This is a genomic window from Flaviramulus sp. BrNp1-15, from assembly GCF_022259695.1.
GTDB lineage: Bacteria > Bacteroidota > Bacteroidia > Flavobacteriales > Flavobacteriaceae > BrNp1-15.
The window spans coordinates 2,501,781-2,527,025 of sequence record NZ_CP092099.1 but is presented as its reverse complement, the minus strand read 5'-3'; the positions used below and the strand labels follow the sequence as shown (position 1 = coordinate 2,527,025).

Below are 25,245 nucleotides of genomic sequence, written 5' to 3'. Positions count from 1 at the left end.
TGTTACCTTAAGGTGTAAGAGTTTATAATATTCTTTAATTGAAGTTTTAAATCTTCTCCTGTATCATAAATCATTTGTTCTTCGGTAGGGAAAGGAACAGCGCGTCTTTCTAGAAAAGGTATTAAACTTGTATCTAAAGCTCTTCGGTCTCCGCGTGATGTTGCATAAATATGCTCAAAAATAAATTCGCTGGTTACTGGAAAAGCATCAACCAATTGGTTAGTTTTTAAATTAACATATTCTACATTACCTGTTACTTGAGTAGATTTAAACTGAGTAAACTCATAATACTCACAACGAACAGTTTTTAAATTATCTACTTGTATGGCGTTACCAAGGCTGTCTTTTACAACTTGCCCATTGTCATCTAATAAACTCTTTTTGCCATCGGCTATTTGTTTTTCTTTTATAACCTGACGTTCTTTAATTTGCTCTGGCGATATATTAATGGCTCTTAAATTAACACGCATGTTATAATCGTATTCTACTTTTTCTTCTGGAGTGTTATGATAAACCGCCCAAAAATTGTTAAGTCCGTAGCTACTAAAATTCAATAAATCATTTTCTAACCTTACAGGAATCACTTTTTGGGTGTCGTTAATCATATCTACCAAAACAAAGTCTGTACCTTTATTATGTGCTACTTCTAGCAATTGGCGTACATCTTTATAATTTGGATTTATATCTTCAATCTCTCTAAAGTTGTCATAAGCTAATCTATAATCAAGTTTATTATTAGAGTTTAATAGATTATTAGCGTTATTGTAAAGTTGCTCTGAAGCATTATTCTTGTAATTAATAATTTGACTTGTATAATCACTGAAATTAAAATTAATTTCTCTACCATTTACATATAAAGGTAGTAGTGGTTTTATACGCTCTTGTCTATTGTCTAAACCAACGTAAGCATCATAAATACGAATAAAGTTTACGGGATTACTATCTTTTTTAAGAAAATCAATATTGCTTAAATCACGCTCGGTAGCTTTGTTGTAAGCTTCCTGTAGCATAGTTATAAAATCAGCTTTTCCTTTTTTGTCTTTATTAGTACGTAATTTGCTAATAGCATCAGCTATAGCAAGGTCATAGTTTCCAACGCTTAAGGACTTTTCAATTTTCTTGCTAGTGCTACAAGATGCTACTAACATTAAGCCTATTGTGAAGAGTAATAATTTTTTCATGGGTTATAGTTTTTTGGTGTATTGATTGGTTTATCCAATAGTAGTGCCAAAATACTGAAACTATAGATGAAATGCTAATAAATAGGTTAAAATGCTAAAAAAATAAAATATTTATAAGATTATTCTTATTTTTTATTATAAACAGGAAGTAATTTTGTTGACACTTCTCCAAAACCTATTCGTGTTCCATCTTTTTCACAAAAACCTCTCATAATAACGGTATCGTTATCGTTAATAAATTTACGCTCGCTACCATCTTTCATTTTAAAGGGTTTTTCGCCTTTCCAGGTTAACTCTAGCATAGAGCCATAAGAATCTGGAGTAGAGCCAGAAATCGTTCCGCTACCCATCATATCTCCAGAATGTACGGGGCAACCATTAACGGTATGGTGAGTAAGTTGTTGTACCATAGTCCAATACATATGTTTGAAATTAGATTTACAAACTACAGTTTCTTTAGCACCTTTAGGTTGTATGGCTACTTCTAAGTTAATATCGTAACTCTTTTTACCTTTATATTTTAGGTAATCCAGTTGAGGTTTTATGGGTTTTGGCCCATCTACTTTGTATGGTTCAAGTGCATCTAAAGTCACTATCCAAGGGGAAATTGATGTCGCAAAATTTTTAGCTAAAAACGGACCTAACGGCACATATTCCCATTTTTGAATATCTCTAGCGCTCCAATCGTTTAATAACACTAAACCAAAAATATATTCTTCTGCTTCTGCAATAGGTATAGGTTCTCCCAAATCGTTAGCATCGGTAGTAATAAAAGCCATTTCCAGTTCGAAATCCACTAATTTACTAGGCCCAAAAATAGGTTCGGTTGCTCCATTAGGCAGTGTTTGTCCTTGAGGTCTGTGTACAGGAATTCCAGAAGGAATAATAGACGAACTTCTACCATGATACCCTACAGGAATATGTAGCCAATTAGGTAACAAAGCATTATCAGGATCTCTAAACATGGTACCCACATTGGTAGCGTGTTCTATACTTGAATAAAAATCAGTATAATCACCAATATGAACAGGTAATTGCATCTCTATTTCATCTAAACGAAATAAAACAATCTCTTTATGGTGCTTATTTTGCTTTAAAGTATCGTTATTGCTATCAAATATTTCGGCAATTCTATTTCTTACGGCACGCCATGTTTTTCTTCCATCTGCAATAAAATCGTTTAAAGTATCTTGAAGAAAAATATCATCAGTTAAAGGAATTCCATCAAAGTAACCTAATTGATGTAAAGCTCCTAGATCTATAGCAGTATCGCCAATTCGCGTTCCAATGGTAATAATATCATCACGTGTTAAAAACACACCAAAAGGAATATTTTGAATTGGGAAATCTGAATTTTTATCGACGTGTAACCACGACTTTCTATCTGGATTGTTAGCTGATAATGGCATAACTTTATTTTTCATTTAATTTATTGAATTCTTATCAAACCTACACATTTTTTTTATTTTAATCGAAAAAAACAAGTAAAATATAAGTTACCGATAATGGTTAATAAAACAGTTAAAAACTTAGGGGTAAATATATATTTTTTAATGTATTTAAATAATGTATTTCCTATTTTTGCCCAATATTTAACAAGAAATTAATTTTATGCAACGCGACGAACAAATTTTTGAACTTATTAAAGCTGAAAAAGAACGCCAACTACATGGTATTGAACTTATAGCATCAGAGAATTTTGTAAGCAATCAAGTTATGGAGGCTGCAGGTTCTGTTCTTACTAATAAATATGCAGAAGGTTACCCTGGAAAGCGTTATTATGGAGGTTGTGAAGTTGTTGATGAAGTAGAGCAAATAGCTATTGATAGAGCAAAAACATTGTTTGGGGCAGCTTATGTAAACGTTCAACCTCACTCTGGAAGTCAGGCAAACACAGCGGTTTATCACGCATGTTTAAAGCCGGGTGATAAAATTTTAGGTTTCGATTTGTCTCATGGTGGTCATTTAACACATGGGTCGCCAGTAAATTTCTCAGGTAAATTATATGTACCCTCTTTTTACGGTGTAGAGCAGGAGACAGGTGTTTTAAATTATGATAAAATACAAGAGATTGCTACAAAAGAACAACCTAAATTAATTATTGCAGGCGCATCTGCTTATTCTCGCGATATTGATTTTAAACGTTTTAGAGAGATTGCAGATAGCGTTGGAGCTATATTACTTGCAGATATTTCGCATCCTGCAGGATTAATTGCTAAAGGAATTTTAAACGATCCGCTTCCTCATTGTCATATCGTTACTACAACAACTCACAAGACTTTAAGAGGTCCAAGAGGAGGAATGATTATGATGGGACAAGATTTTGATAACCCGTTTGGTATAAAATTAAAGAACGGAAACTTACGTAAAATGTCGTCGTTGTTAGATTCCGCGGTTTTCCCTGGGAATCAAGGTGGACCTTTAGAGCACATTATTGCTGCTAAAGCAATTGCTTTTGGAGAAGCTTTAACTGATGAATTTTTACATTATCAATTACAAGTGAAGAAAAATGCCAATGCTATGGCAGAAGCGCTAGTTGCAAAAGACTACCATATTATTTCTGGTGGAACAGATAACCACATGATGTTAATTGATCTTCGTAATAAAAATGTGTCTGGAAAGGACGCTGAACAAGCTCTTGTAAAAGCAGATATTACAGCAAATAAAAATATGGTGCCTTTTGATGATAAATCGCCATTTGTAACCTCAGGAATTCGTTTAGGAACTGCAGCAGTTACTACACGTGGTTTAAAAGAGGCAGACATGGTTGCGATTGTAGAATTAATTGATGAAGTAATAACTAACTTTGATAATGAAGCTACTCTAGAAGCTGTAAAAGAAAAAGTAAATGCAATGATGAAAAACAAACCGTTGTTTGTTTAATCGTCATTAAATTAATATATAGAATATAAAAATCCTGCTTTTTAGCAGGATTTTTGCTTTATAATAATTTTGAGAGTTCGTTTAACGGTTTCGTATAAGAATAGTTACGTGGTTAAGCCACGAATTTAGAAAATACAAGCCGAATAGAAAATCCGTGAGGATTTTCGTAAGTAGGCTAGAAATAGCAATTAATTATACACAGTGTTAGCCTTTCGTTATTAATTTTTTCTAATTAGTTTCAAGTTTATTTAAGTGAGCTCCCATTCCATTTTTCATAATAATCAAAGATGTAATTTCATTCAAACTATCTCTTATAAACTCTCCTTTGAGGTAAATATCAGTCTGACCAAATATCTTATCTGTTGTTTCAAAATAGAAATAATCCATATCTTCAAGATCTCCATTCATAACGCCTACTAGACCATTGTCTTGTATCTGAATTTTATAGTTTAAATCTGGAATTGGACCATCATACCCCTCAAACTTTACAACCTTAAAATTACCCACATATTCATTTAGTTGTGCTGTGGTTAGATGAATTAAATTATGTGGTATAAAATCGGGAAGCGGTTCATTACTTTCAATAAGTGCGTTAATTTGTTTGTATGCATTAATTGCGTTTTCTCTAAATACAGTAACATGATATGACAAATTTATCCAGCCAGCATTTTGGTATAGATATACATCATTTTTATAATAAGGATCATTCAGGAAAAAATTAATCATCTCATCTTCTAATTGAGGCTGATCTAATCTGTAATACCAATCTTTACTTTTGGCTAAATTGTCTATCACTCTATCTGTAATCAAGTCCAATCGCTTATCGAACTTGTCTATTTCGTATTTGTTATAAATATATATATCGTGTAATGGCTCAATAATTGCTTTCATTTTTTTTGGAACATTATCAACATTTTCTATGAGGTTGGTATATCCATTTGCATGAATTTTCATGTGGAAAGCGTTCATAATTACAAATATTAAAGCATTTCGATTTTCATTTTTATAATCATCATAGGTTAGTTTATCTGCTTTTACTAAGTTGATGATTGAATCTCGTGTTTTGTAATAGGCAATTAGTTCGTCCGATTTTTGAATATCTAGTCCTAAATCATTTTGTACTTCTTTTAAAATAGAAACAATTTTATTTTCGGTTTTTCGCTGTTCGTTTTTATTATTTATTTGAAGCGCGATAAGAATACCAATAATAACTAGAACAATCTCGCCTATAGCGTACAGTATGTATTTACTAAATTTATTTTCTGAGAGTAGGTTTTTGCGAATTTTTCTAAAGAATTTTATCATTTGGTTAATGGTTGGTCTTAATGAAGGCTAATGCGATGATATAACTTCGTTCTTTAATGACTTATATCAATCGTTAAACGAAGTTAGATTTTTTTTCTCACAAAGACAAGCTTGATTATTTTTGCTTAACCTTCTTTGGGAATGTAATATGTAGATAGACTTTTAAATTTAAATAAAAAGCTAATAGACGATTTTGCCTTAGACTAAATTTTTAATCCATAAAATCTTCAGCCTCATAAGTAGATAAATTTGTTGACTTATAGAAAGGGCAAAATGCTGTTATACTTGCAAAAGAGAACATAATAGAAATGATGATTATAGAAATTCCAAAAAAACCTCTAACTTCTCCTAAAAAGTATATGGTTAAAAGTATTACAACAACAATCGATCGTATAATTCGATCAAAATTGCTCATGTTTCTTTTTAATTTTAACATAAAATAAGATGTTGATTAATAAATGAGGGGCAACTATTTTTAAGAAAAATAGTTAGCAAATATAATAAATTAAAAAGACAAGGACGGTAAAATGTCTTTACTTAAAAACTTTATATGTAAGGATTATGCCTAATCTTCCTCAGGGAAAGTTATATGTTGATATGCTCCTAAATCTGGTGAGCTTGTTCTGTTTACATTTAAAAGATCTAAAGGCACTTGGTTGGCAAACGTGCTTAATCCTTGGTTGATTGCTGGAGAATCTTTACCAATCATCAACTTGTTAAGTTCTGTATCAAGAAAATCTGGGTCTTTATTAAATATATTTGCTTCATAATGATTGGTATCGTTTAAATCGTAATTTGGCTCAGTAAAGTTATTATTAGTGTCTTGAAAACGAATTAAACAATTTGTAAATTTAAAGTTGAAAACTACAGCATCATCTTCAATTTCATCTAGAAGAATTTCAGGGTTATCATTTCCGTAAATGATACAATTATTAAAATTAGCTTCGGTTAAATCTGCTATGGTTGCGACATTGTTTTCATCTAAAACAAAGTTGTTTAATAATACAGATGGAAATTGTCTAAACCCATTATTCCAATAATTCACCAAAGTAGAATGTGTAAAATTGTATTTTCCACCTAATGTTCCCGCAAACGATGATTGACCTGAGTTATTAATTACTACATTTTCGCCAGCAATAGATGTGTTTCTACCTATAATACCATAACTACTTGAATTGTAAATTTGCGAATTTGTAATGGTGAGTTTATTATTTACCTCATTTGGGTTTCCATCACATAAAATACCTACTGTTGCATTTTTTATGGTTGCGAAATTTATGGTATTATTAATACTACCATCTAATAACCAAATAGTACCCCATTGACCAGGAACATCTGAAAAATTTGGCTCTAAACGGTCAGCTTCAAAAATCACTTCATTTTCTAATAAATCTTGATCTGTGCTAAATTCTCCATTTACATGTAAAGAAGCACCATTAGACACTATAATTCCAGAATTATCATGAAAATGGATACGCGAACCAGCTTCAATAGTAAGTGTTTCGTTACTTGGTACGGTTACAAAACCGTAAATAACATAAGGTTTGTTGTTTGTAAACGTCAATTCTTCGGGTAATAATTCTCGACCTTGTAATTCGGTTTCAACTAATTCTCCACCAATATTTAATGTAAGTGTTTCAATAACGTGAACTATTTCTTGTGTTTCTGGATCTACTATTGTTGATCTATTAGGGTAAATCAATATTGCATCTTTTATCAAAGTAACTAACTCTACTTTTTGCAAATTCGATCCAGTATCAAACTCTATTACATCTGTTTCTAAAAATTGTTTTTCTAATGTAGGTTGGTTATTAGTATCTATCGTTGTTTCAATTAAAATAAATAAACTATCCTTAGCTAGCATTTCAATATTTTCAAATATTTTACCAAAAGGCTTATCAATATTATTGCCAATACCTTGCATTCCATCTATACTAATTCTATAATTTGAATTGTATCCTTTGCCCAATCTAACACTAGGTATAACTATATCATTATCACTATTATTATATACTTTTAAATTATAAGTACTGGAGCCAATATTTGTAAAAACAGTATCTAAGTAAACCGTGTCTTTTGAAAATTGAAGGCTTCCTGTACTTGGTGAGAATTCAAAATCTTTTCTACAAGAACTCCAAAGTATTAAAAATCCTAGAGTAAAGGCAAAGTATAAGTATCGTTTCATTAAAGCTATTCAGTTATAATGGTTAAAAATATAACATTTGAAACAATGATTTAGTATATGCTTCATTAATTTAATAAATGAATGTCTAAAAAAGTATAAACCTGATACTTTTGGCATCAGGTTTATTAAAAAAAGGGAGTTGCTATTAATACAAATTAATCAAAGTAAATTTCGTAACATTTTAACGGCAGTTTCAGCAGTGATATCACGTTGCGGCGAACCAAACATTTCGTAACCAACCATAAATTTTTTAACTGTAGCGCTTCTTAATAACGGCGGATAAAAACTCATGTGCCAATGCCAATGCTTATTTTCTTCTCCATTTGTTGGTGCTTGATGAATACCACTAGAATAGGGGAATGAGGTATTAAACAACTTATCGTAAGTTTTGGTTATTACCGAAATGGCTTCAGCATACAAAAGCGCTTCCTTAGCCTTTAGTTCTAAAATATTTGTTTGATGTTTTTTAGGCACAATCATGGTTTCAAATGGCCATACCGCCCAAAAAGGAATAAGCACCACAAAAGCTTCGTTTTCAAAAATGATGCGTTCTTTTTGTTCAAGTTCTTGTTTTAAATAATCACCTAAAAGACTACGTTTGTTTTTATTGTAGTACGCTAATTGTTTGGAGTTTTTCTTTTCTACTTCGTTTGGAAGTGTAGATTGACTCCATATTTGACCATGTGGATGTGGGTTACTACAACCCATAACAGCGCCTTTATTTTCAAATATTTGAACGTAATTTATATTAGGTTGGTCTCCAAGTTCTCTAAATTCTTTTTGCCATACACGAACAACTTTTTCAATTTCAGTGGGAGACATATCTGCTAAACTCTTAGAGTGATCCGGACTAAAGCAAACCACTTTACAAATTCCAGTTTCACTTTGTGCTACTAAAAGCCCGTTGTTTACAGCAAATGTTTTTGAATCTTTTTGAAGGGCTGCAAAGTCATTTGTAAACACAAAAACATCTTTGTATTTCGGATTAATTTCACCATTAATTCTTGTGTTGCCTGCACATAAATAACAGCTTTCATCATAGGTTGGTCTAACTTCATTTGAAACGGCTTCATTTTGACCTTGCCATGGTCTTTTTGCGCGATGAGGAGACACCAAAACCCATTCTCCAGTAAGTATATTTAAACGTTTATGTGAGTAATCTTGTAAGTCTGTATTTTCCATTTTTTAATTGAATTATAATTAGTTTACTCAACTAAATGTGTGCCTTGAGAAAGCTCAATAAAATACACTGAGCATGCTTTATCAAATCTATTTTTATATTCATCAGATGCAAAGTCAGCAAATGATTTTGCTTCGGTTTTGGCTATTAAATTAATAGTGCAGCCTCCAAAACCACCACCCATCATTCGTGCACCTAAAACATGCTTGTTTGTTTTTGCTAAACCAACTAAAAAATCTAATTCATCACAACTTACTTTGTATTGATGTTGTAAACCGTTATGTGATGCGTAAATTAAGCTTCCTAAAGTTTCTAAATTGTTATCTTCAATGGCTTTAGATGCTTTTAATGCTCTTTTATTTTCCTGAATAACAAAAAGTGCTTTTTGATAATTTTCTGGAGTTATTTTATTTGCAATTTTTTGTAAATCTACTTCTGTTGCATCTCTTAAGGCTTTTATATCTAACAATTCTGAAATGTTTTCACAAACCGAACGTCTATCATTATATGCACTATCAGATAAACTATGCTTAACGTTTGTGTTAATTAGCATAAGTTGATGGTCTTTAAAATCAATTTCATAGGGTTTAGCTTCAATGCTTCTACAATCCAGAAGTAATGCGTTGTTTTTTATACCAAACATACTCGCATATTGATCCATAATGCCACATTTTACACCAACATAGTTATGTTCTGCTTTTTGTGAAATGAATATCATATCCTCTTTTGATAAGCCCAAGCCGAATAATTCATTCAAACCAAAAACAACACTGTTTTCTAATGCTGCTGAAGATGACATACCAGAACCACTTGGAATATCGCCTTTAAAAACAATGTTAAAATTGCCTATAACTTTGTTTTTGTTTTGAATTTCTGCAACTACACCAAACACATAATTTTCCCAACTACCTTCTTTAGACGGTTTTAGTGTGTTTAAATTAAATTCAATTTTACTATCCATGTCTAAAGCATAAGCAGTAGACACATCTGAATCGGTTTTTTGAATTGCTGCAGCTATACCTTTATCTACGGCAGCAGGAAATACAAATCCATCATTATAATCGGTATGTTCACCTATAATGTTTATTCTACCAGGAGAAAAAACAAGTATAGGTTCTGTTTTAAATGTGTTTATAAATTCGGTTTTTACATCATTAATTAATGTTGCACTCATATAGTTTTTCTTATAGTGAATTTCTAATAATAAGTTTATTAGGGTTTTCTATTTTACTTTGTTCTTTATTTAAAATCATTTCTGCAAGACGTTGCCCCATTGCGTTAAAATCTGTTGAAATGGTTGTTATGCCACCTTCTACAATCTCTTTTAGCAAAGTTTCATTATATGATATAATGCCTATGTCTTTAGCAAGTGTAAACTTTTTACTTTTTATTTTTTTTATGATTTGAAGCAAACTTTTGTCATCTGGAATAATGTATAGTTCTCCTTTTTTTAAATCTTTATTTTGAAAAGAATTTATTAGCTCAAATGAGATGTTATTAGATTTGCAAAATTTTTCAAAACCTTTACGCATGCCTTGTGGTTGCTTAAGTTCATCAAAAACTAAAATTAATTTTTTATATTTTTTAATAAGATGCTTGGCACTGTTAAGGTTATTGAATATATCCTTTTCAAAATTCTGATAAATGGAGGCGTATTCTAATAAATCTTCATGTACTTGATCGAGAATATAAACTTTATCATTTGGTAGGTTTTGAATTACATCATTAGTGTTTTCAAGATTTGCTGGCATAATTACATAATAGTTATAGTCGCCTATATTATCATGAATCAACTTATTGAATAAGTTTTTGTTGAAGTGATGAAAAAAAATATCGACTTGAATATGCTCGCCTAAATGTTGTAAAAAAGAATTATATAAATCTTCTTTGAAGTAATTTAACTCATCAAAAAGCAAAAATATTTTTTGTTTAACATTTATGTTTTCACTAGAAACATAATACCCTTTTCCGACAACAGATTTAATAATTCCTCTGTTTTTCAACTCGTTAAAAGCCATTAAAACAGTATCTCTAGAAAGTTTGTGTTTATCTTTAATACTATTAATAGAAGGTATTTGGTTCCCTTTTTTTAACGCGCCAGATTGTATAGCATTTTCAATAGAATTGATGATTTGCTTGTATTTTGGAACCCCTATTTTCTTTTTGACTTCTATCATATTTAATTACAAATATAAAATAAAAAACCTACTAGACCATACTAGTTTGATTTTTTCAATTTAAAAATGATTTTTATTTAGATTTAATCTTTATATTTGGTTCTCTAAAACTAACTAAACAAAAATTTTTATTATGACAGCAGGATTTGAAATGTGGGACTATATAGTCTTTATTGCCTACGCTATTTTAATTTTAGGAGTAGGGTTGTGGGTGTCTCGAGATAAAGAAGGACATCAAAAAAACGCCGAAGATTATTTCTTGGCAAGTAAATCCTTACCATGGTGGGCTATAGGTACATCATTAATTGCCGCAAATATATCAGCAGAACAATTTATTGGTATGTCTGGTTCTGGATTTGCATTAGGTTTAGCTATCGCATCTTACGAGTGGATGGCAGCTTTAACCTTGATAATTGTGGGTAAATACTTTTTACCAATTTTTATTGAAAAAGGACTTTACACCATTCCAGAATTTGTGGAAAAACGATTTTCAACAAACCTAAAAACCATTTTAGCTGTTTTTTGGTTAGCCTTGTACATTTTCGTTAATCTTGCTTCTGTTTTATATTTAGGAGGTTTAGCTATTGAAACTATAATGGGTGTAGATATGATCTACGCTATTATAGGGTTAGCATTATTTGCCGCTGCATATTCATTATATGGTGGTTTATCTGCAGTAGCATGGACCGATGTAATACAAGTTGTATTTCTAGTATTAGGTGGTTTGGTTACTACGTATTTAGCATTAAATACGGTGTCTGGAGGCGAAGGAATTTTAGCTGGTTTTTCTAAAGTAGTGGAAGCTGCACCAGAAAAGTTTCATATGGTATTAGATGAAGCTAATGAGAATTATATAAACTTACCTGGGATATGGGTATTAATAGGAGGTTTATGGGTTGCCAATTTATATTATTGGGGTTTCAATCAATATATTATTCAAAGAACCTTAGCCGCTAAGTCATTAAAAGAGTCTCAAAAAGGTATTTTATTAGCTGCATTTTTAAAGTTAATAATTCCACTAATTGTAGTTGTTCCAGGTATAGCGGCTTACGTAATGGTAAACGATCCTTCAATTATGGCTAATTTGGGAGAAGCGGGGATGTTAAATGTGCCATCTTCTGCACAAGCAGATAAAGCTTATCCTTGGTTATTACAGTTTTTACCAACAGGACTTAAAGGTATTGCTTTTGCAGCCTTAGCAGCGGCGGTGGTATCATCTTTAGCTTCTATGTTAAATTCAACTTCTACCATTTTTACCATGGATATTTATAAGCAATACATAAATAAGGATGCTAATGATAAAACAACAGTGAATGTTGGGAGAATTTCTGCAGCAGTTGCTTTAATTATTGCTGTAATTGTAGCACCGCTTTTAGGAGGTATAGATCAGGCATTTCAATTTATACAAGAATATACAGGTATTGTAAGTCCTGGTATTTTAGCTGTATTTATTCTAGGTTTATTCTGGAAGAAAACTACAAACAATGCCGCTATTTGGGGAGCTATTTTATCAATTCCAATTGCATTAGCGCTTAAGTTTTTACCAATTCCTGCTTTTGAACCTTGGATGCACCAAATGGGAATTACTGCCGTATTAACTATGATTATTATAATTATTCTTAGTAATCTTCAAAATAAAGGAGCAGATGATCCAAAAGGAATTGAAATTACTAAAGACTTATTTAAAACATCACCATTGTTTAATATTGGTTCTTTTGTAGTGATGATTATTTTAACTGTACTTTATGCCTTATTCTGGTAATAAAAACTGATTAAATGATAAAAAAAGCGCACTTGGTTATTAAGTGCGCTTTTTTATTATCTGTAATTTATTATAATAATTTCAAAAATTTTTTATTTCAAAACTTCAAGTTTTCATGTTTATCCCAAAGTCCCCAATATGCTCCAACGTCGCCTTCGGCACCTACTTTCCAAGATTCATCGAAAGAGGAGAAGTAAAACATTTCCACATTATCTTTGGCAGACCATAGTTGAGCGTTTATAAAATATTTCATAGCATTTTCTCTATTAGAAATAGCGCCTTTTAAACTACTACCTTCACTAGGCCAACCAGTTTCTGTAATAATTACTTTTTTACCCTTACCAGCATCTTTTGCTTGTCCGAACATTTGCTGCATATGATTTAAAGAGTGGTCTATGTGACAGCCTTCCCAATAAGGATAGCAATTAGATAAAATGACATCACATGCGTCAGCTATTTTAGGTCTATGTGAAAATTCATAATAAGCATCAACATAACCTACTGGAATATCTGGTAATGCTTCTTGTACACGATATATGTATCCAAGTAAATGGTCTTCTGATAAATCGCCCCTGTATAAAACTTCGTTGCCAACTGCAGCTATATCAACTAAACCTTCATTAGCTAGTTCTATTAGTCCTTCAATTTCCTTTTCATTAGTTTGTAAATCATCACTTAACCAAGCGCCTACAAGGGTTTTAATTCCGTTTTGATGTGCTATACGCGGAATATGTTCATTACCTTCTATACAAGAAAAAGAACGTACCCATTTAGTGTATGGTTTAATAATTTGAATTCTTCTTCTTACTTGTTCTTCTGTGATAATATCTCCAGGTTTTTGACCATCTTCATACATGCTAAAACACAAACCATGCATGCCATTCCCTAGAGTTTCTCTCCAAAGTTTTTCTAATTCTTCTGTTGATATTTTGCTAAAATCAACACCAGTATAATCAGAGTAGTTTGTGTTTTTTATTAAATAATTATGATTACCTCTATATGACATTACTTTATTTTATTTATAATTCTCCTCTACGTTTTACTAATTCTATTTTTATTTCTTTGGCTCTTTTTTCAGAAAGACTATACTTCCACATTATCCACATGGCAAATGCTGCTGTAAGTGATGGGACTATTATATCGGCAATTCTAAGATTATTCATAGTATCCAAAGTTTGTTCTGTAACATTGGGGTCAAAGCCTACAATCTTTAAAATTACGCCTCCTAAAACAAGAGCAATGGACTGACCAATTTTAACCATTAACCAATAAATGGCACCAAAAGTACCTTCTTTTCTAGGCATGCCATTTTCTAATTCATCTAAATCGCAAACATCGGCAGTCATAGACATCATTAAAGTAAATAATCCACCCATACCAAAAGCAAAAAATGGAATTGGTAAAAATATAAGCCATGGTATTTCATTTGCAGGATTAATGGTAAACCAAGACATTCCAATATCATTTAATATTGGATTTAAGTATTCAAAAATAGACCCAACAGTTGAGGTTAATCCTTCACCTAAGGAAGTATCATTAAACTTACTGTTTAATTCTTTGTCAAACCCCCACCATTTTAAAATGTATCCCACAATTGAAAGCGCAGTAGAAATTAAAAAAGCATTTCTTTTTCCCCATTTATTTGCCATTTTTGAAATTATTGGTATTACTAGAAATGCAGTAATCATAGCATTAATGGTGTTAAACCAAGCTGGCCATGTTCCTGCTATTTCATAACTACCATTATACATGTAAAACACAATAATGAAAACACCAAATGCAGCTACAAGCTGAAATCCATTGAAGACTAAAAATGTAGCTCCACATAATTTCATAAAAGGTTTATTTTTAGAAACTTGCTTAATTCCTGCAAGTAACTCTTTCATATTATGGGCAAGTGTTTTAAAGCTGATTTCTTTTCGTCCCTCCATATTTGCAGAATCAATACCTTTACAAAATATAGCGGGTAGAATTCCAAAAACGACACACATAGCTCCAACGATGAGCGCCATGGTACGAACGCCCTCTGTTTGAGTATTAAAGGTGTTTGAATCTGGAATTATAACATATAGCCAAGGCACAATCATCCACGCGATTTGCCCCATGGTATTAGAAAATGCCATTAAACGTGTACGTTCGTTATAATCTGAAGTCATTTCATATCCAAGACCTACCAATGGTGTTGCAAACATAGTATTACCTATAAGGAACAGTAATTGAAGAATCATTACATGCCAAATAATGTACGATTGTGAGGCATTATCATCTATTTGCCACATTAAGAAGAAAAGTATTCCACTTATGATGGCACCAATAAAAATATAAGGTCTTCGTCGTCCCCATTTAGATGTTGTATTATCGGAAATGAATCCCATAATAGGATCTGTAATTGAGTCAAATATTCTTGGTAAACCTCCTAAAAGTCCAGCCCACAAAGGATCAACTCCCCAAGCTGTTAGTAAGAAGAATTGAATAAAAACACCAAGCGTACCAGGTAAAATATTTAAAATAAAATGACCTGCTCCAAAGGCAGCTTTTTGCCCTACAGGGACTTTATCTTTCGTGGCGGTTTTGAAATTTGACATATTATTTAGTTTTAGTTAGATTTTTTATGCTTTTGGTATAAGAATGGTTTGAATGGCTTGAGCATCAATTGTAAATTCTACAGTTTTTTCATTTAGAATTAAGCTAATTGGTTTTTGAGTTTTTGTTTCATTAAAAATTACGATTGCTATGGTTCCATCTGGATTATTTACTGCAGTTACCATTAACTCATCATCAGAATTTTCTATTCCAATAACTTTTGCTCCAGGTCTTATATATTTACTAAAATGAGCCATAGTGTAGTACAAAGGGGTGAAGTAAACTTCATCATTATCTGGATCTACAATTACAGGTGCAACGCACCAGTTTTTAAACCAATTTGGACCACCTTGCTTGTCTAAAACCATATTCCAGTCTACCCAACCGTCTACCCAATTGTTAAGACAGCCAATAATATCTCTGGCATAACGATTAACAGGAGCATATTTAGGATGTAAATGTTTATCTTTTTCTGATGCCCAATCCCAACCCCAATCGGTGGCTTCTTTTTTCCAATACCAAGCATCATCTTGCCATTTTGGAACCTCTGAATCTACGCAACCTTCAGTTTCAATCAAGAATTTATGTGGTGCTTTTTGGTGTGCATATTGCAAGGCTTCAGGAAAATAATCATAGGTGCTTTCATACCAATGTATTGCAGTGCCATCAAAGTATTTTGAAGACGCTTCATCTCTATACATTTCATCTACCCATTCTTTTAAGCCTGCTCTATTTTGGTCGTATCCCAGAATAATTTTATCTCCATAACCGTCGGCTTCTAATTTTGGGCCTAAATGAAACTCTACAAAATCTGTCATTTCCTTAGGAGAGAAGTGCATGCTTTCCCAATTGTTTCCGTTTCCATGAGGTTCATTTTCTACGGTAAATCCCCAAATATCAATGCCTTCGGCTTTGTATGCATCTAAATATTTAGAAAAGAATAATGCCCAAGTATCGTAATATTTTGGAAGTAATTTTCCGCCCACCCAATGGTTGTTATCTTTCATCCAAGGAGAGGCCGTCCAAGGCGAAGCAAATATGTTGAAACCATCTTCTGAAACTGAGATGGCGTCTTTAATCATTGGGATTAAATCATCCATATCTTCCTTTATGGAAAAATGTTTTAATTCGATATCATCTTCAACAGGTGAGTATGAATAATTGCTTAATGAGAAATCACAAGAGTTCATATGTGTTCTTGTAAGGGAATAATTAGCACCATCTTTAGCAAAATAGGCTTTCAATATAGTATCTCGATTTGCTTTACTTAACTTGTTTAATAAGTACGCTGAAGATTCTGTAAATGCGCCTCCAAAACCAGTTATTGTTTGATATTCCTGCTCTGGAAGCAATTTTATAGTAACAGGGTTTTCCTTATTAGAATTAAACTCTGTTATTTTTGTAAGTTTATTACCTTTTGCAGAAGTTTCTAAAACTTCAACTTTTAGTTTTTCCTGTTTTTCAGTACAGTTATACATCATTAAGAAAATAAGTGAATAGATATAATATTTTGAAGTTTTCATATTAAATACTTTTATGTTTCCTATCTCTGATAATCGGTATTGGGTACCATAACATCTTCCATTAAGGTATTTTTATCTCCTTGATACGTTTTGGTAATTGGCTTTCCATCTCTTGTTAAACCTTTAAAAACACCACTATCAACCATATCCCAAAGAGGATATTTTGCTTCAGATTTTAGGTTGATTAACCCAAAATGATTTTCAGAACCCTGTGCGTTATGTGAGTCTTTCCATTGTTCATCAAATGCTTCAAAATAAAAACATGAAATACCTGCTTTATTAGTCCAATCTCGTATGTGTTTGTAGTAAAGCCCTTGTTTATATTCATCTGTAGCTCTGGAGCCTTTTGCACCATAATGCCCATTAGAAATGGTTGCCCAACCTGTTTCTCCTATATGAATTGGTTTATTTGCCCCTAAACTTTTTATGTAGTTTGAAACGCTGTCATATTGTTTTATGGCGAATTGTTTGGCGCGTAACATGGCAGCATCAATTTTTTCAATATCCGAAAGGTTGTTTTCATTTTCTGGTACCTTCCAAAATTCAGGGTTGTAATGCGAATTATGATATGCATAGGTATGCATTGAGATATAATCTACCGCTTTGACTAATTTTTCTAAATCAGGTGTGTGATACTGTGAATCGCCGCCTCCCCAAGACGAAAAATCATCAGAACTTGTTATCCATAAATCTTTGGGCAATTTTCCAGACTTTTTTAAATCTTGTAAATGATTTACCCATTTTAAAATAACATTAGGTTGAACAAAATAACTTGTAGCCCATTTTACCATGGCTTCATTACCAACCGCTATAATTTTAACAATGTCTGGATATTTGTTGGCTAAAACTACTGCACGTTCAATTTCATCAGCATTTTGATCACTTTCTATGTTATGGTCTGGTGTTTGGTCTGTCCATGCATTTTTACAATCAATCCATGCACCTAGCATCATATACATTTCAAAGGTTGCATCTTCTTGTTTTAATTGCTTAATAGCTTCTAAAACATTTGAAGCGTGTTTAAGTTGCACGTTATACGTTCTTAATATTTTTATGCCCATAGCAGAAAGAATTTTCATGTCTTCTTTAAGCTCTGGTATGGTTGGTTGAATATCTCTAGACTTTTGTCTGTATCCTCCATAAGAAATAGCTAAATATTCTGGATTGCCTAAAATATCTGCCGCTGTTATGTTTTTTTCTTCAGTCACTGTTTCTGTTACTTTTTTCGACTTATTTACACACCCCATACTTGCCATAATGGTTAATAAAATGAGTATTTGGGGTATGTAATTTGTGGTTTTCATGAGTTTATATTATGCTTTAATTGAAACAATTATACTATCGATAACACCTGTTCTTTCAAAGATTAACCTAGATGTTTCAGCATCTAAACTCAGGCTATCAAATTTTAAATCATCGTTGTTATTAAATTTTACGAGAATATTATTTGAGTTTGAAAGTTTATAGATAATTGGAATTTGACAATATGTAAACCCAAGCGAATCCTTTTCTAAACGAAGCTGATTAACTTCATTTTTAATAGTTACATATTCAAAAACAGTAGGTTCTTTTAAAAACTCTTGTTTTCTTAATAATCGTGGATTAAAATAGAGTACCCCATGTTTAACAAAAACACCTAGTTCTCCAAACCTACTAAGTAAATCTTCTTTTACTTGTCCTGTCATTCCAGGTTGTTGTGCGCCTTTTGTAGCTGGTGTATGCGAATAAGGATCGGTTGGTATTGCGCCGTATAATTCTGGTGATTTATGAACACCTATGCCTGCGTTAATTTCGTAATAATGGTCTAAAAGTTTACCTATTAAGGCTTCATCTTCATTGTTATTAATAGCTAATAAACAATTTTCTTGAACTGCTAATAGTAATTTGGAAACCATGTGCCAGTAAATAGAACCTAAACCTTCATAGCCATAAAATGTACCAGAACGACCTGTAAACGATTTGTGATCAAAAATATCTTCAAAAATATCTAACAGTAAATCTTTATCTTTTTCAATGAGAGCCTGATAGTTTTCAGGTAGTTTAGATAAAGCATCTTTTAAACTATTTGCATTATTGAAATTTCCATTAAAATGATAGTTTCCTAAAACATCTTTTTCAATAATTTGAGCATTCCCATCTTTTACTAATTGTTTTAATAAACCAGATTGTTCTACTCTTTTAGTTGGTATATTATTTTTCTTATCAAATCTTGGTAATTCTTTGTTTGGATATAGAATATAGCTGTATTGATCTTCTCTAAACAGCGCGCTGCTTTTCAAGCCATCTAATAATGTTAAAGTTTCACTTGGTGATAAATAACCGGCGCTTAATACTGCAACTTGCCCCTCTAACATTTCTGGTAAGTATGATATTGAAACTTCTTTATCATTTTCAACAGTCATTAAATTATAGGCATGATACATCTTATCTGCACGTTTGTTAGCGTCTATAGTATGCTGTAAATACCTTTTTGTAGTTTCTATAAAATCTAGAAGTTCTGTTTTAGTTAAAGACGATTTATTTGCTTTAAATCCATTTTCATAAATAGTTGTTCTATACTTGCTTCCGGCTTGCCCTAAACCATCTAAAACGGTTTTGCGATCTTCATCAGACACTTTTCCTGAAAGAATCTGTTTATTGTTATTAAGTGTTGAAATAACTTCATTAAAAAATACTGATAACTCTTCAGATATTTCAAAAGATGAAGTATCAGATTTAGAAACTACTTTTTCAAAGAAATTTAAAAAACGATTTAAATAATATAAGGTAACCATAGACACACCGTTACCAACCAATGCGTTGTTTGCATCATTCCACTCTGGGCGCTGAGTATTTAACCAAATACCACCCTCTGGAATAAAGTTAGATACTTTAGCAAGTACAGTTGCTAATAGTTTTTCAATAAAATTAACCTTGTATATGTTTGCGTTTTTATCGCGCAATAAAGCACCATCTGCTCCTAATTCTTGTTTTCTTTCATTAATTTTTTCATTTAGTTTATGGTCAAAATCTATAGTGTCTTTTGGATTTTTAAGTGTATCCTCATAACTCTTTATTTTATAAGGTACATTGGCATAAACAAAAATGTTTTTATTAAAATGTTTTTCTAATTGGTTAGGGTAATGGTTTTCTATAAATTCTAAGAATTTTAATAGGTATATTATTTGATGGTCGCCCCAATAACCAATGTAAGACCAAGGGTCGTCTTCTTCTATTACCTCCCAATCAAATCCGCCTTTAGTTACACGATAAGGATTATAGCCTTCAAATGTTGTAGCATTTAAAAACTTATGAATCATACTTTCTATAAACTCGGGGAAGGCGTGTGCCAAGGCTTCCCAATTCTGGAATATATCTCGCCAGTTACCTTCGTAATCTAAAATTTTAGAACCATCTATTTCGCTTCTTGTATTTATAGAAAATTTGTTCCAAGGTCTACTTGGGTCCCCATGTCTTCTACTAAATTTAAGTGGTAAATATTCGAAACACAAGCGTTTAAAATTTGTGTCTTTGCTTTGTTTTGCAAATGCTATAATATCTTTTAAGGAAAATAGTTCTGGTAATGCCTCTAAAGTTTTTTGTTTTTTGTTGAATACATTTTTATTTGCTTTAGAGATGTAGCTAACAAAATCTTTCTTTTCAATATTGTAATTATCATCAAAAATACCACCACGCATAATATTGAATAGTGCGTTAGAGAAATGTCTGGTATTAATTAATGTATCTGCTGTTAATTGTAAACCATCTGATGCTGCGGTTAATGCTATTAAGTTTTTTGTTCCTGCATCAATATCTTTTTGAATAAGTTGAGTTAAATCATTTTCAGTTTTAATAATTTCTGAAATTTCAGTTACACCAGTTATAGATTGATTGACGTTGGCAACAAACATCCAGTTTTTACTTGATTCTGCCTCTAATTCTACTTTAGAAGAAATGAAATAAGCTCCTTTTTCTGCTTTTACATCTACTTCCTGCTTAACAGGATGTCCTTTTCTAAAACTATCTAATTGTAATGAGGATAATGTATGTGTAACATCATTTAATCCATTATGCCAAACTATATTTGCTTTTAAAGCTTCGCTAGGTTCAGCTTTATCAACAATTTTAGCACTTAAAGCATAAATACCTAAACCGACTTCTGTTTGTAACTCACTTTTTTTATAAGCATCTACTAAATTGCTACTACTATTTTGTATATCTGAACCAACACCAGAAGGTAAAATATTTTGTAAACCATCTAAAACAGTTATACTTTTAGTAGAATTTGAATTATTTATCAGGGTGGATTTTTTTACAAATCCGAAGCGATTACTTGAATTCCATTCATATCTAAAAGTTAAACCTAAATCTGTGTTGATTTCTTCAAATATGACTTTATTACCATAAATGTTTTTATAAAGATTACGAGAAACCTCGTAAATACCCATTTGTCGAATAGAAAATGGCTCCCAGATTACCATTTTATTTTCTTGATGAATTTGAAAGATAGTTTTACTTCCTGTAATTTCTGCAGATTCTGTTATTTTATCATCAGTATAATAGGGAAATAGAGAAGATTCACTGTTTTTTCTTCCAGCAGTTAAACCTCCATTGCTAGATATAAACATCCAGTGATTTGAATCGCTTACAATACTCATGAAAAAAGGACGCATAGCATCGCTATTAGAAATTTTGTAATAAGATTCGTTATTAATATTTACTAATTCTCCTTTAATAGTTTTCATCTGTTCTGAAACTTTTGGCTCGTCTTTAAAAAAGGTGTTATACATAAAGTTGTATAAATGTGTTTTTAATTAATATTTAATTGAAAAAAAGGCTAGCTAGTTAATAAATCTATACTAGCCTTTTTATTATATAATCCTATTGGAGAGAATTATGTTACTTTACTTTAAGAGATACATTATCAATGTTTATTGTACCCCCACAAGTTCCTGCTCCACCACAAACTAGCTCAAACAACAAGGATAATCCACCGTCTACATTGGCAGCCGTTGTAAACTCATAAGTTCGAGTTACCCATGTTGCCGTAACACTAGGGTCTCCAGCTATTAGTACATGTTGTGTAGCTGGTAAACCTGAACCATCTTCTGGTTCTGAAAATGTAAAGGCTTGGAATACTGCACCGTCTACTAATGCTGAACTAGCTATTATATCAAATGTTACCTCATAGGTTGTATTTGGTTGTATAGTGCCTGCTCCAAATCTAGTTTGTTTTAGACCTGGATTAGCTCCTGTAGCTGTAATTATCTGACCAGAATTACTTCCTCCATTACTTATGCTAGTAGAAATTGTTGTACTGCCACCATTATCAAATAACTCCCAACAATCTGCATTAGCTTCAAAATCACCATCTGTGATAAAATCACCAGCTGGTGGAGCAGGACAAGAACCACCGGTACCTCCACCGCCATCACAATCATTACAGAATAGCGATACATTATCAATTACAACAACACCAAGGTCTGCACCCATATCGAATATAACACGGCTATTTGCACCACCAAAAGCAGCAGATGAAAGCTCAAGAGTATACGATTGTGTTTCGCTAGTTAAATTAACAGATTGTGTGTCATTTGTCCATGGATCCTGATTTAAACCAATACCAGCTAACATTGTACGATTACCGTCTGATGACGCATCAAAATTTAATGTATAATTTTTACCTTCAATAATTTCTACGACTTGACTTAAATTAACATCAAAAGCATTTCCAACTGTAGTAACATTAGCAAAATTAAAAGAATTATCGCCTTCTGTTTGAACATCAAGGGCATTACCAATCCAAGCTTCAGCTCCATTTTCAAAATCTCCATTGGTTAATAAACCATCATCAAATGTTCCACCTGTTCCACCACCTGTGCCATAAAGCATTAAATCGTCAAAGTAATAAGTATCTGTATTATTTGCGTTTAAATCAAAGAAAATCACGATTTTGTCAAACTTACCACTATCTGCACTCGTAAAAGGAAAAGTTAACTCTTCCCAAGCATTTGTTACCGTTGTAGTTAAAAACTGTTCAACATTATTACTAGGGGTTCCTATTTCCTCTAATTTGATTCTAACTTCAGTATTAGCTCTTGCAGACCATACTTTTATTTTTAATCCTTCATTGGCATTAAAATCTAATTTAGCATCTAAATCTATTTGATTGTTATCCCAAGGGTTGTTTCCTAGTTTTGTTATTTGACCAACTTTACAAGATTTGTTTATATCGTTATCAAAATCTGGATTATCTATCCAAGTGAAATCTCCACCATCTTCAATAATACTTGATGTAGGATCTGACATGAATGTTAAGTTGAAATCTGCACCAGCAAGCGATTGCATAGCTTCTGCTTCACAAGGCGTTCCAGCATCACCAGCAACTTGTTCTATATCATCAATATAGAATGTTCCAGATGCAGTACCAGGTCCATCAACAAATATTACCATATCATTGAACGATGCAGTAGAGGTGAAGTTGAAGGTTAGTTCTTCCCAACCTGTTCCCCCATGATTTACATCTACCTCAACAGGTGCTTCGGTACCATCTTCGAATTTTAATTTAATTGGTAAAGCTTGATCTGAAAACATTTTAAATGCAATGCCTTTATCAACTGAAAAGTCTACAGGTGTATCTAAATTAAAGAAAGCATTCTCCCAGTTAGCACCTACATTTGTAATAACTCCAACTTTACTTTCTTCAGCATTTATTCCTGATAATTCAGGATTATCTATAACATTAAAAGATACGTTTCCTACAATTTTATCTGTAAAAGCAATTCCATTACAATCAAAATCAATTGGTAATTCAAGATTTGTTTCTATACAAGGTATATCAGTAGTACTAATCTGCATAACATCATCCATATAGAATGTTCCAGCTGTTGTACCAGGACCATCTACAAACATTGTAAATCTTGAATAACTTGAGTCTGAATCGAAAGTGAAATAAATAGTTTCCCAACCTGTTCCACCATGACTAGCTACTACTTCTACAGCGGCACCTGTACCTTCTTCTAACTTAAGTAATATATCTACTGCAGCATTAGACCAGAAATTCATTTTAATGGTTTTATCTGTAGTTAAATCTATTGGTGAACCTAAATCAAAATAAAAACCTTCATAAGCAGCTCCACTATTGGTAATGGCTCCAACTTTAGATGCACTTGTATTTGTGCCTGAAGCGTCTGGATTGTCTACTAATTCAAAAGACGCACCACCAAAAGTTGTGGCTCCATAATTTGTATTTACACCATCAAAAGAAATAGGTATAGTCACTATTTCTGGTATTGAGATGGTTATTTCGTCTTGAAACGTATCTGAAGCACCGGCAACATTATTAGCTTCTAAAATAACAGTATAAGTACCGTTGCTATAAACTTTTATTGGATTTATTTCGGTAGATGCGTTACCATCTCCAAAATCCCATTCATAAGTATTAGCATTTTCAGAAATATTTAAAAATGTTACAGTTCCAGTGTCTATGTTAATAGTATATGTAAAGTTTGCAACAACTTTAGGTAACACTGTGTCATCATCCTCACAACCTGTAAAGGTTAATGCTAAGAATAAAATTGAAATTTGTTTTAATGTTATAATTAGTTTTTTCATGTTCTTATTTTTTTAGTTGTTACTGTTTTTATACACTCTAACATAGTCTACGAGCATAGTTTGTGGGAAAACTGTTTCGGCGTTTGGAGAACCGGGTAGCGCCCCACCAACAGCTATATTTAATATAATGTAAAATGGGCCACGATTAAATACCCATTCTCCAGGTACATCCTCTGGAGTTATTTGATTGTATAGTACATCGTCTACATAATAATTTATGTAATCTGGACCCCATTCAATTCCGAAAATGTGAAACCCAGTATCAAATCTGCTATTACCTAAATCATAGAATTTGCTTATAGATTCTCCTCCAGAGTATCCAGGTCCATGCACTGTTCCAAAGATTCTACTAGGTTCGTTGCCTACGTATTCCATAATGTCTATTTCTCCTATTTGTGGCCAAACTTGAGTACCGTTAGAGTCATCACCCAACAACCAAAATGCTGGCCATATACCTTGTCCATAAGGTAATCTTATGCGTGCCTCAAATCTTCCATAGGTTTGTTCAAATTTCCCTTTAGTTATAAGTCTTGCAGATGTGTATGACGATTCATTAAAATCTTCCTGTCTGGCAGTAATTATTAAAACGCCGTTTTGAACTGTAACATTTTCAGCTCGGTCTGTGTAGTATTGCAATTCATTATTACCCCAACCATTATCACCTGTTCCAATATTGTAACCCCAAATACCAGAATTTGGTGCACCATCTGTATCAAACTCATCAGACATGGTTAATTTTACAAAGTTTGTTACTTTTTGAGTTTCATCGGTAGAACAACTAGACAAAACAAAAGTTGCAATCGAGATAAAACAGATTAATAAAGTTGCCTTTATTTTATATTTATTTTTTTTATTCATCTTTCTATTATTTTG

17 protein-coding genes are annotated in these 25,245 nt (G+C 32.2%); 2 read left to right on the top strand and 15 right to left on the bottom strand.

Features of this window, described 5'->3' with window-relative positions; genetic code table 11:
• Positions 1 to 2: 2 nt before the first annotated feature.
• Together MBM09_RS11070 and fahA are read right to left on the bottom strand one after the other, a co-directional pair.
• On the bottom strand, positions 3 to 1,181 hold the full coding sequence (locus MBM09_RS11070; protein ID WP_238673789.1) for a hypothetical protein: 1,179 nt from the start codon (positions 1,179 to 1,181) through the stop codon (positions 3 to 5).
• A gap of 125 nt (positions 1,182 to 1,306) precedes the next feature.
• On the bottom strand, positions 1,307 to 2,590 hold the full coding sequence (gene fahA, locus MBM09_RS11065) for a fumarylacetoacetase (RefSeq protein ID WP_238676334.1): 1,284 nt from the start codon (positions 2,588 to 2,590) through the stop codon (positions 1,307 to 1,309).
• 202 nt (positions 2,591 to 2,792) lie between these two features.
• On the opposite strand from fahA, the gene glyA reads away from it, so the two are divergent.
• Positions 2,793 to 4,064: a serine hydroxymethyltransferase gene (gene glyA, locus MBM09_RS11060; RefSeq protein ID WP_238673788.1), complete on the top strand. Its 1,272-nt coding sequence runs from the start codon at positions 2,793 to 2,795 to the stop codon at positions 4,062 to 4,064.
• 228 nt (positions 4,065 to 4,292) lie between these two features.
• On the opposite strand, the gene MBM09_RS11055 is transcribed toward glyA, so the two are convergent.
• The 6 genes from MBM09_RS11055 to MBM09_RS11030 all read right to left on the bottom strand — a co-directional run bounded on the left by MBM09_RS11055 (position 4,293) and on the right by MBM09_RS11030 (position 10,911).
• Complete coding sequence (locus MBM09_RS11055) at positions 4,293 to 5,369, bottom strand: DUF6090 family protein (RefSeq protein WP_238673787.1); 1,077 nt, start codon at positions 5,367 to 5,369, stop codon at positions 4,293 to 4,295.
• Positions 5,370 to 5,580: 211 nt separating this feature from the next.
• A complete protein-coding gene (locus tag MBM09_RS11050) occupies positions 5,581 to 5,784 on the bottom strand; it encodes a YgaP-like transmembrane domain (RefSeq protein ID WP_238673786.1) in 204 nt (67 codons plus the stop codon).
• Between the two features lie 150 nt (positions 5,785 to 5,934).
• Positions 5,935 to 7,554 carry a hypothetical protein gene (locus MBM09_RS11045; RefSeq protein ID WP_238673785.1) on the bottom strand — a complete coding sequence of 540 codons (1,620 nt, stop codon included), beginning with the start codon at positions 7,552 to 7,554 and terminating at the stop codon, positions 5,935 to 5,937.
• Positions 7,555 to 7,713: 159 nt separating this feature from the next.
• A complete protein-coding gene (locus MBM09_RS11040; protein ID WP_238673784.1) occupies positions 7,714 to 8,736 on the bottom strand; it encodes a UDP-glucose--hexose-1-phosphate uridylyltransferase in 1,023 nt (340 codons plus the stop codon).
• A gap of 23 nt (positions 8,737 to 8,759) precedes the next feature.
• Positions 8,760 to 9,908 carry a galactokinase gene (galK, locus tag MBM09_RS11035; protein WP_238673783.1) on the bottom strand — a complete coding sequence of 383 codons (1,149 nt, stop codon included), beginning with the start codon at positions 9,906 to 9,908 and terminating at the stop codon, positions 8,760 to 8,762.
• Between the two features lie 10 nt (positions 9,909 to 9,918).
• On the bottom strand, positions 9,919 to 10,911 hold the full coding sequence (locus MBM09_RS11030) for a GntR family transcriptional regulator (RefSeq protein WP_238673782.1): 993 nt from the start codon (positions 10,909 to 10,911) through the stop codon (positions 9,919 to 9,921).
• Positions 10,912 to 11,044: 133 nt separating this feature from the next.
• Here MBM09_RS11030 and MBM09_RS11025 point away from each other — a divergent pair, with 133 nt between their 5' ends.
• Positions 11,045 to 12,673: a sodium/sugar symporter gene (locus MBM09_RS11025; RefSeq protein ID WP_238673781.1), complete on the top strand. Its 1,629-nt coding sequence runs from the start codon at positions 11,045 to 11,047 to the stop codon at positions 12,671 to 12,673.
• A 97-nt stretch (positions 12,674 to 12,770) separates the two neighbouring features.
• Here MBM09_RS11025 and MBM09_RS11020 read toward each other — a convergent pair whose 3' ends face one another.
• From MBM09_RS11020 to MBM09_RS10990, 7 genes are all read right to left on the bottom strand, one after another.
• Positions 12,771 to 13,679, bottom strand: a complete 909-nt coding sequence (locus MBM09_RS11020; RefSeq protein ID WP_238673780.1) for a glycosyl hydrolase family 17 protein — start codon at positions 13,677 to 13,679, stop codon at positions 12,771 to 12,773.
• 13 nt (positions 13,680 to 13,692) lie between these two features.
• Positions 13,693 to 15,258, bottom strand: coding sequence for an MFS transporter (locus MBM09_RS11015; protein WP_238673779.1), 1,566 nt, complete (start codon positions 15,256 to 15,258; stop codon positions 13,693 to 13,695).
• 24 nt (positions 15,259 to 15,282) lie between these two features.
• The gene (locus MBM09_RS11010; protein WP_238673778.1) at positions 15,283 to 16,779 is read right to left on the bottom strand and encodes a glycoside hydrolase family 30 beta sandwich domain-containing protein; all 1,497 of its coding nucleotides are present in this window, start codon (positions 16,777 to 16,779) and stop codon (positions 15,283 to 15,285) included.
• 20 nt (positions 16,780 to 16,799) lie between these two features.
• Positions 16,800 to 18,083, bottom strand: a complete 1,284-nt coding sequence (locus tag MBM09_RS11005; RefSeq protein WP_370569661.1) for a glycosyl hydrolase family 17 protein — start codon at positions 18,081 to 18,083, stop codon at positions 16,800 to 16,802.
• Positions 18,084 to 18,092: 9 nt separating this feature from the next.
• Positions 18,093 to 21,503: a hypothetical protein gene (locus MBM09_RS11000; protein ID WP_238673777.1), complete on the bottom strand. Its 3,411-nt coding sequence runs from the start codon at positions 21,501 to 21,503 to the stop codon at positions 18,093 to 18,095.
• A 154-nt stretch (positions 21,504 to 21,657) separates the two neighbouring features.
• Positions 21,658 to 24,372: a carbohydrate binding domain-containing protein gene (locus tag MBM09_RS10995; protein WP_238673776.1), complete on the bottom strand. Its 2,715-nt coding sequence runs from the start codon at positions 24,370 to 24,372 to the stop codon at positions 21,658 to 21,660.
• Positions 24,373 to 24,384: 12 nt separating this feature from the next.
• A complete protein-coding gene (locus MBM09_RS10990; protein ID WP_238673775.1) occupies positions 24,385 to 25,230 on the bottom strand; it encodes a family 16 glycosylhydrolase in 846 nt (281 codons plus the stop codon).
• Positions 25,231 to 25,245: the final 15 nt, after the last annotated feature.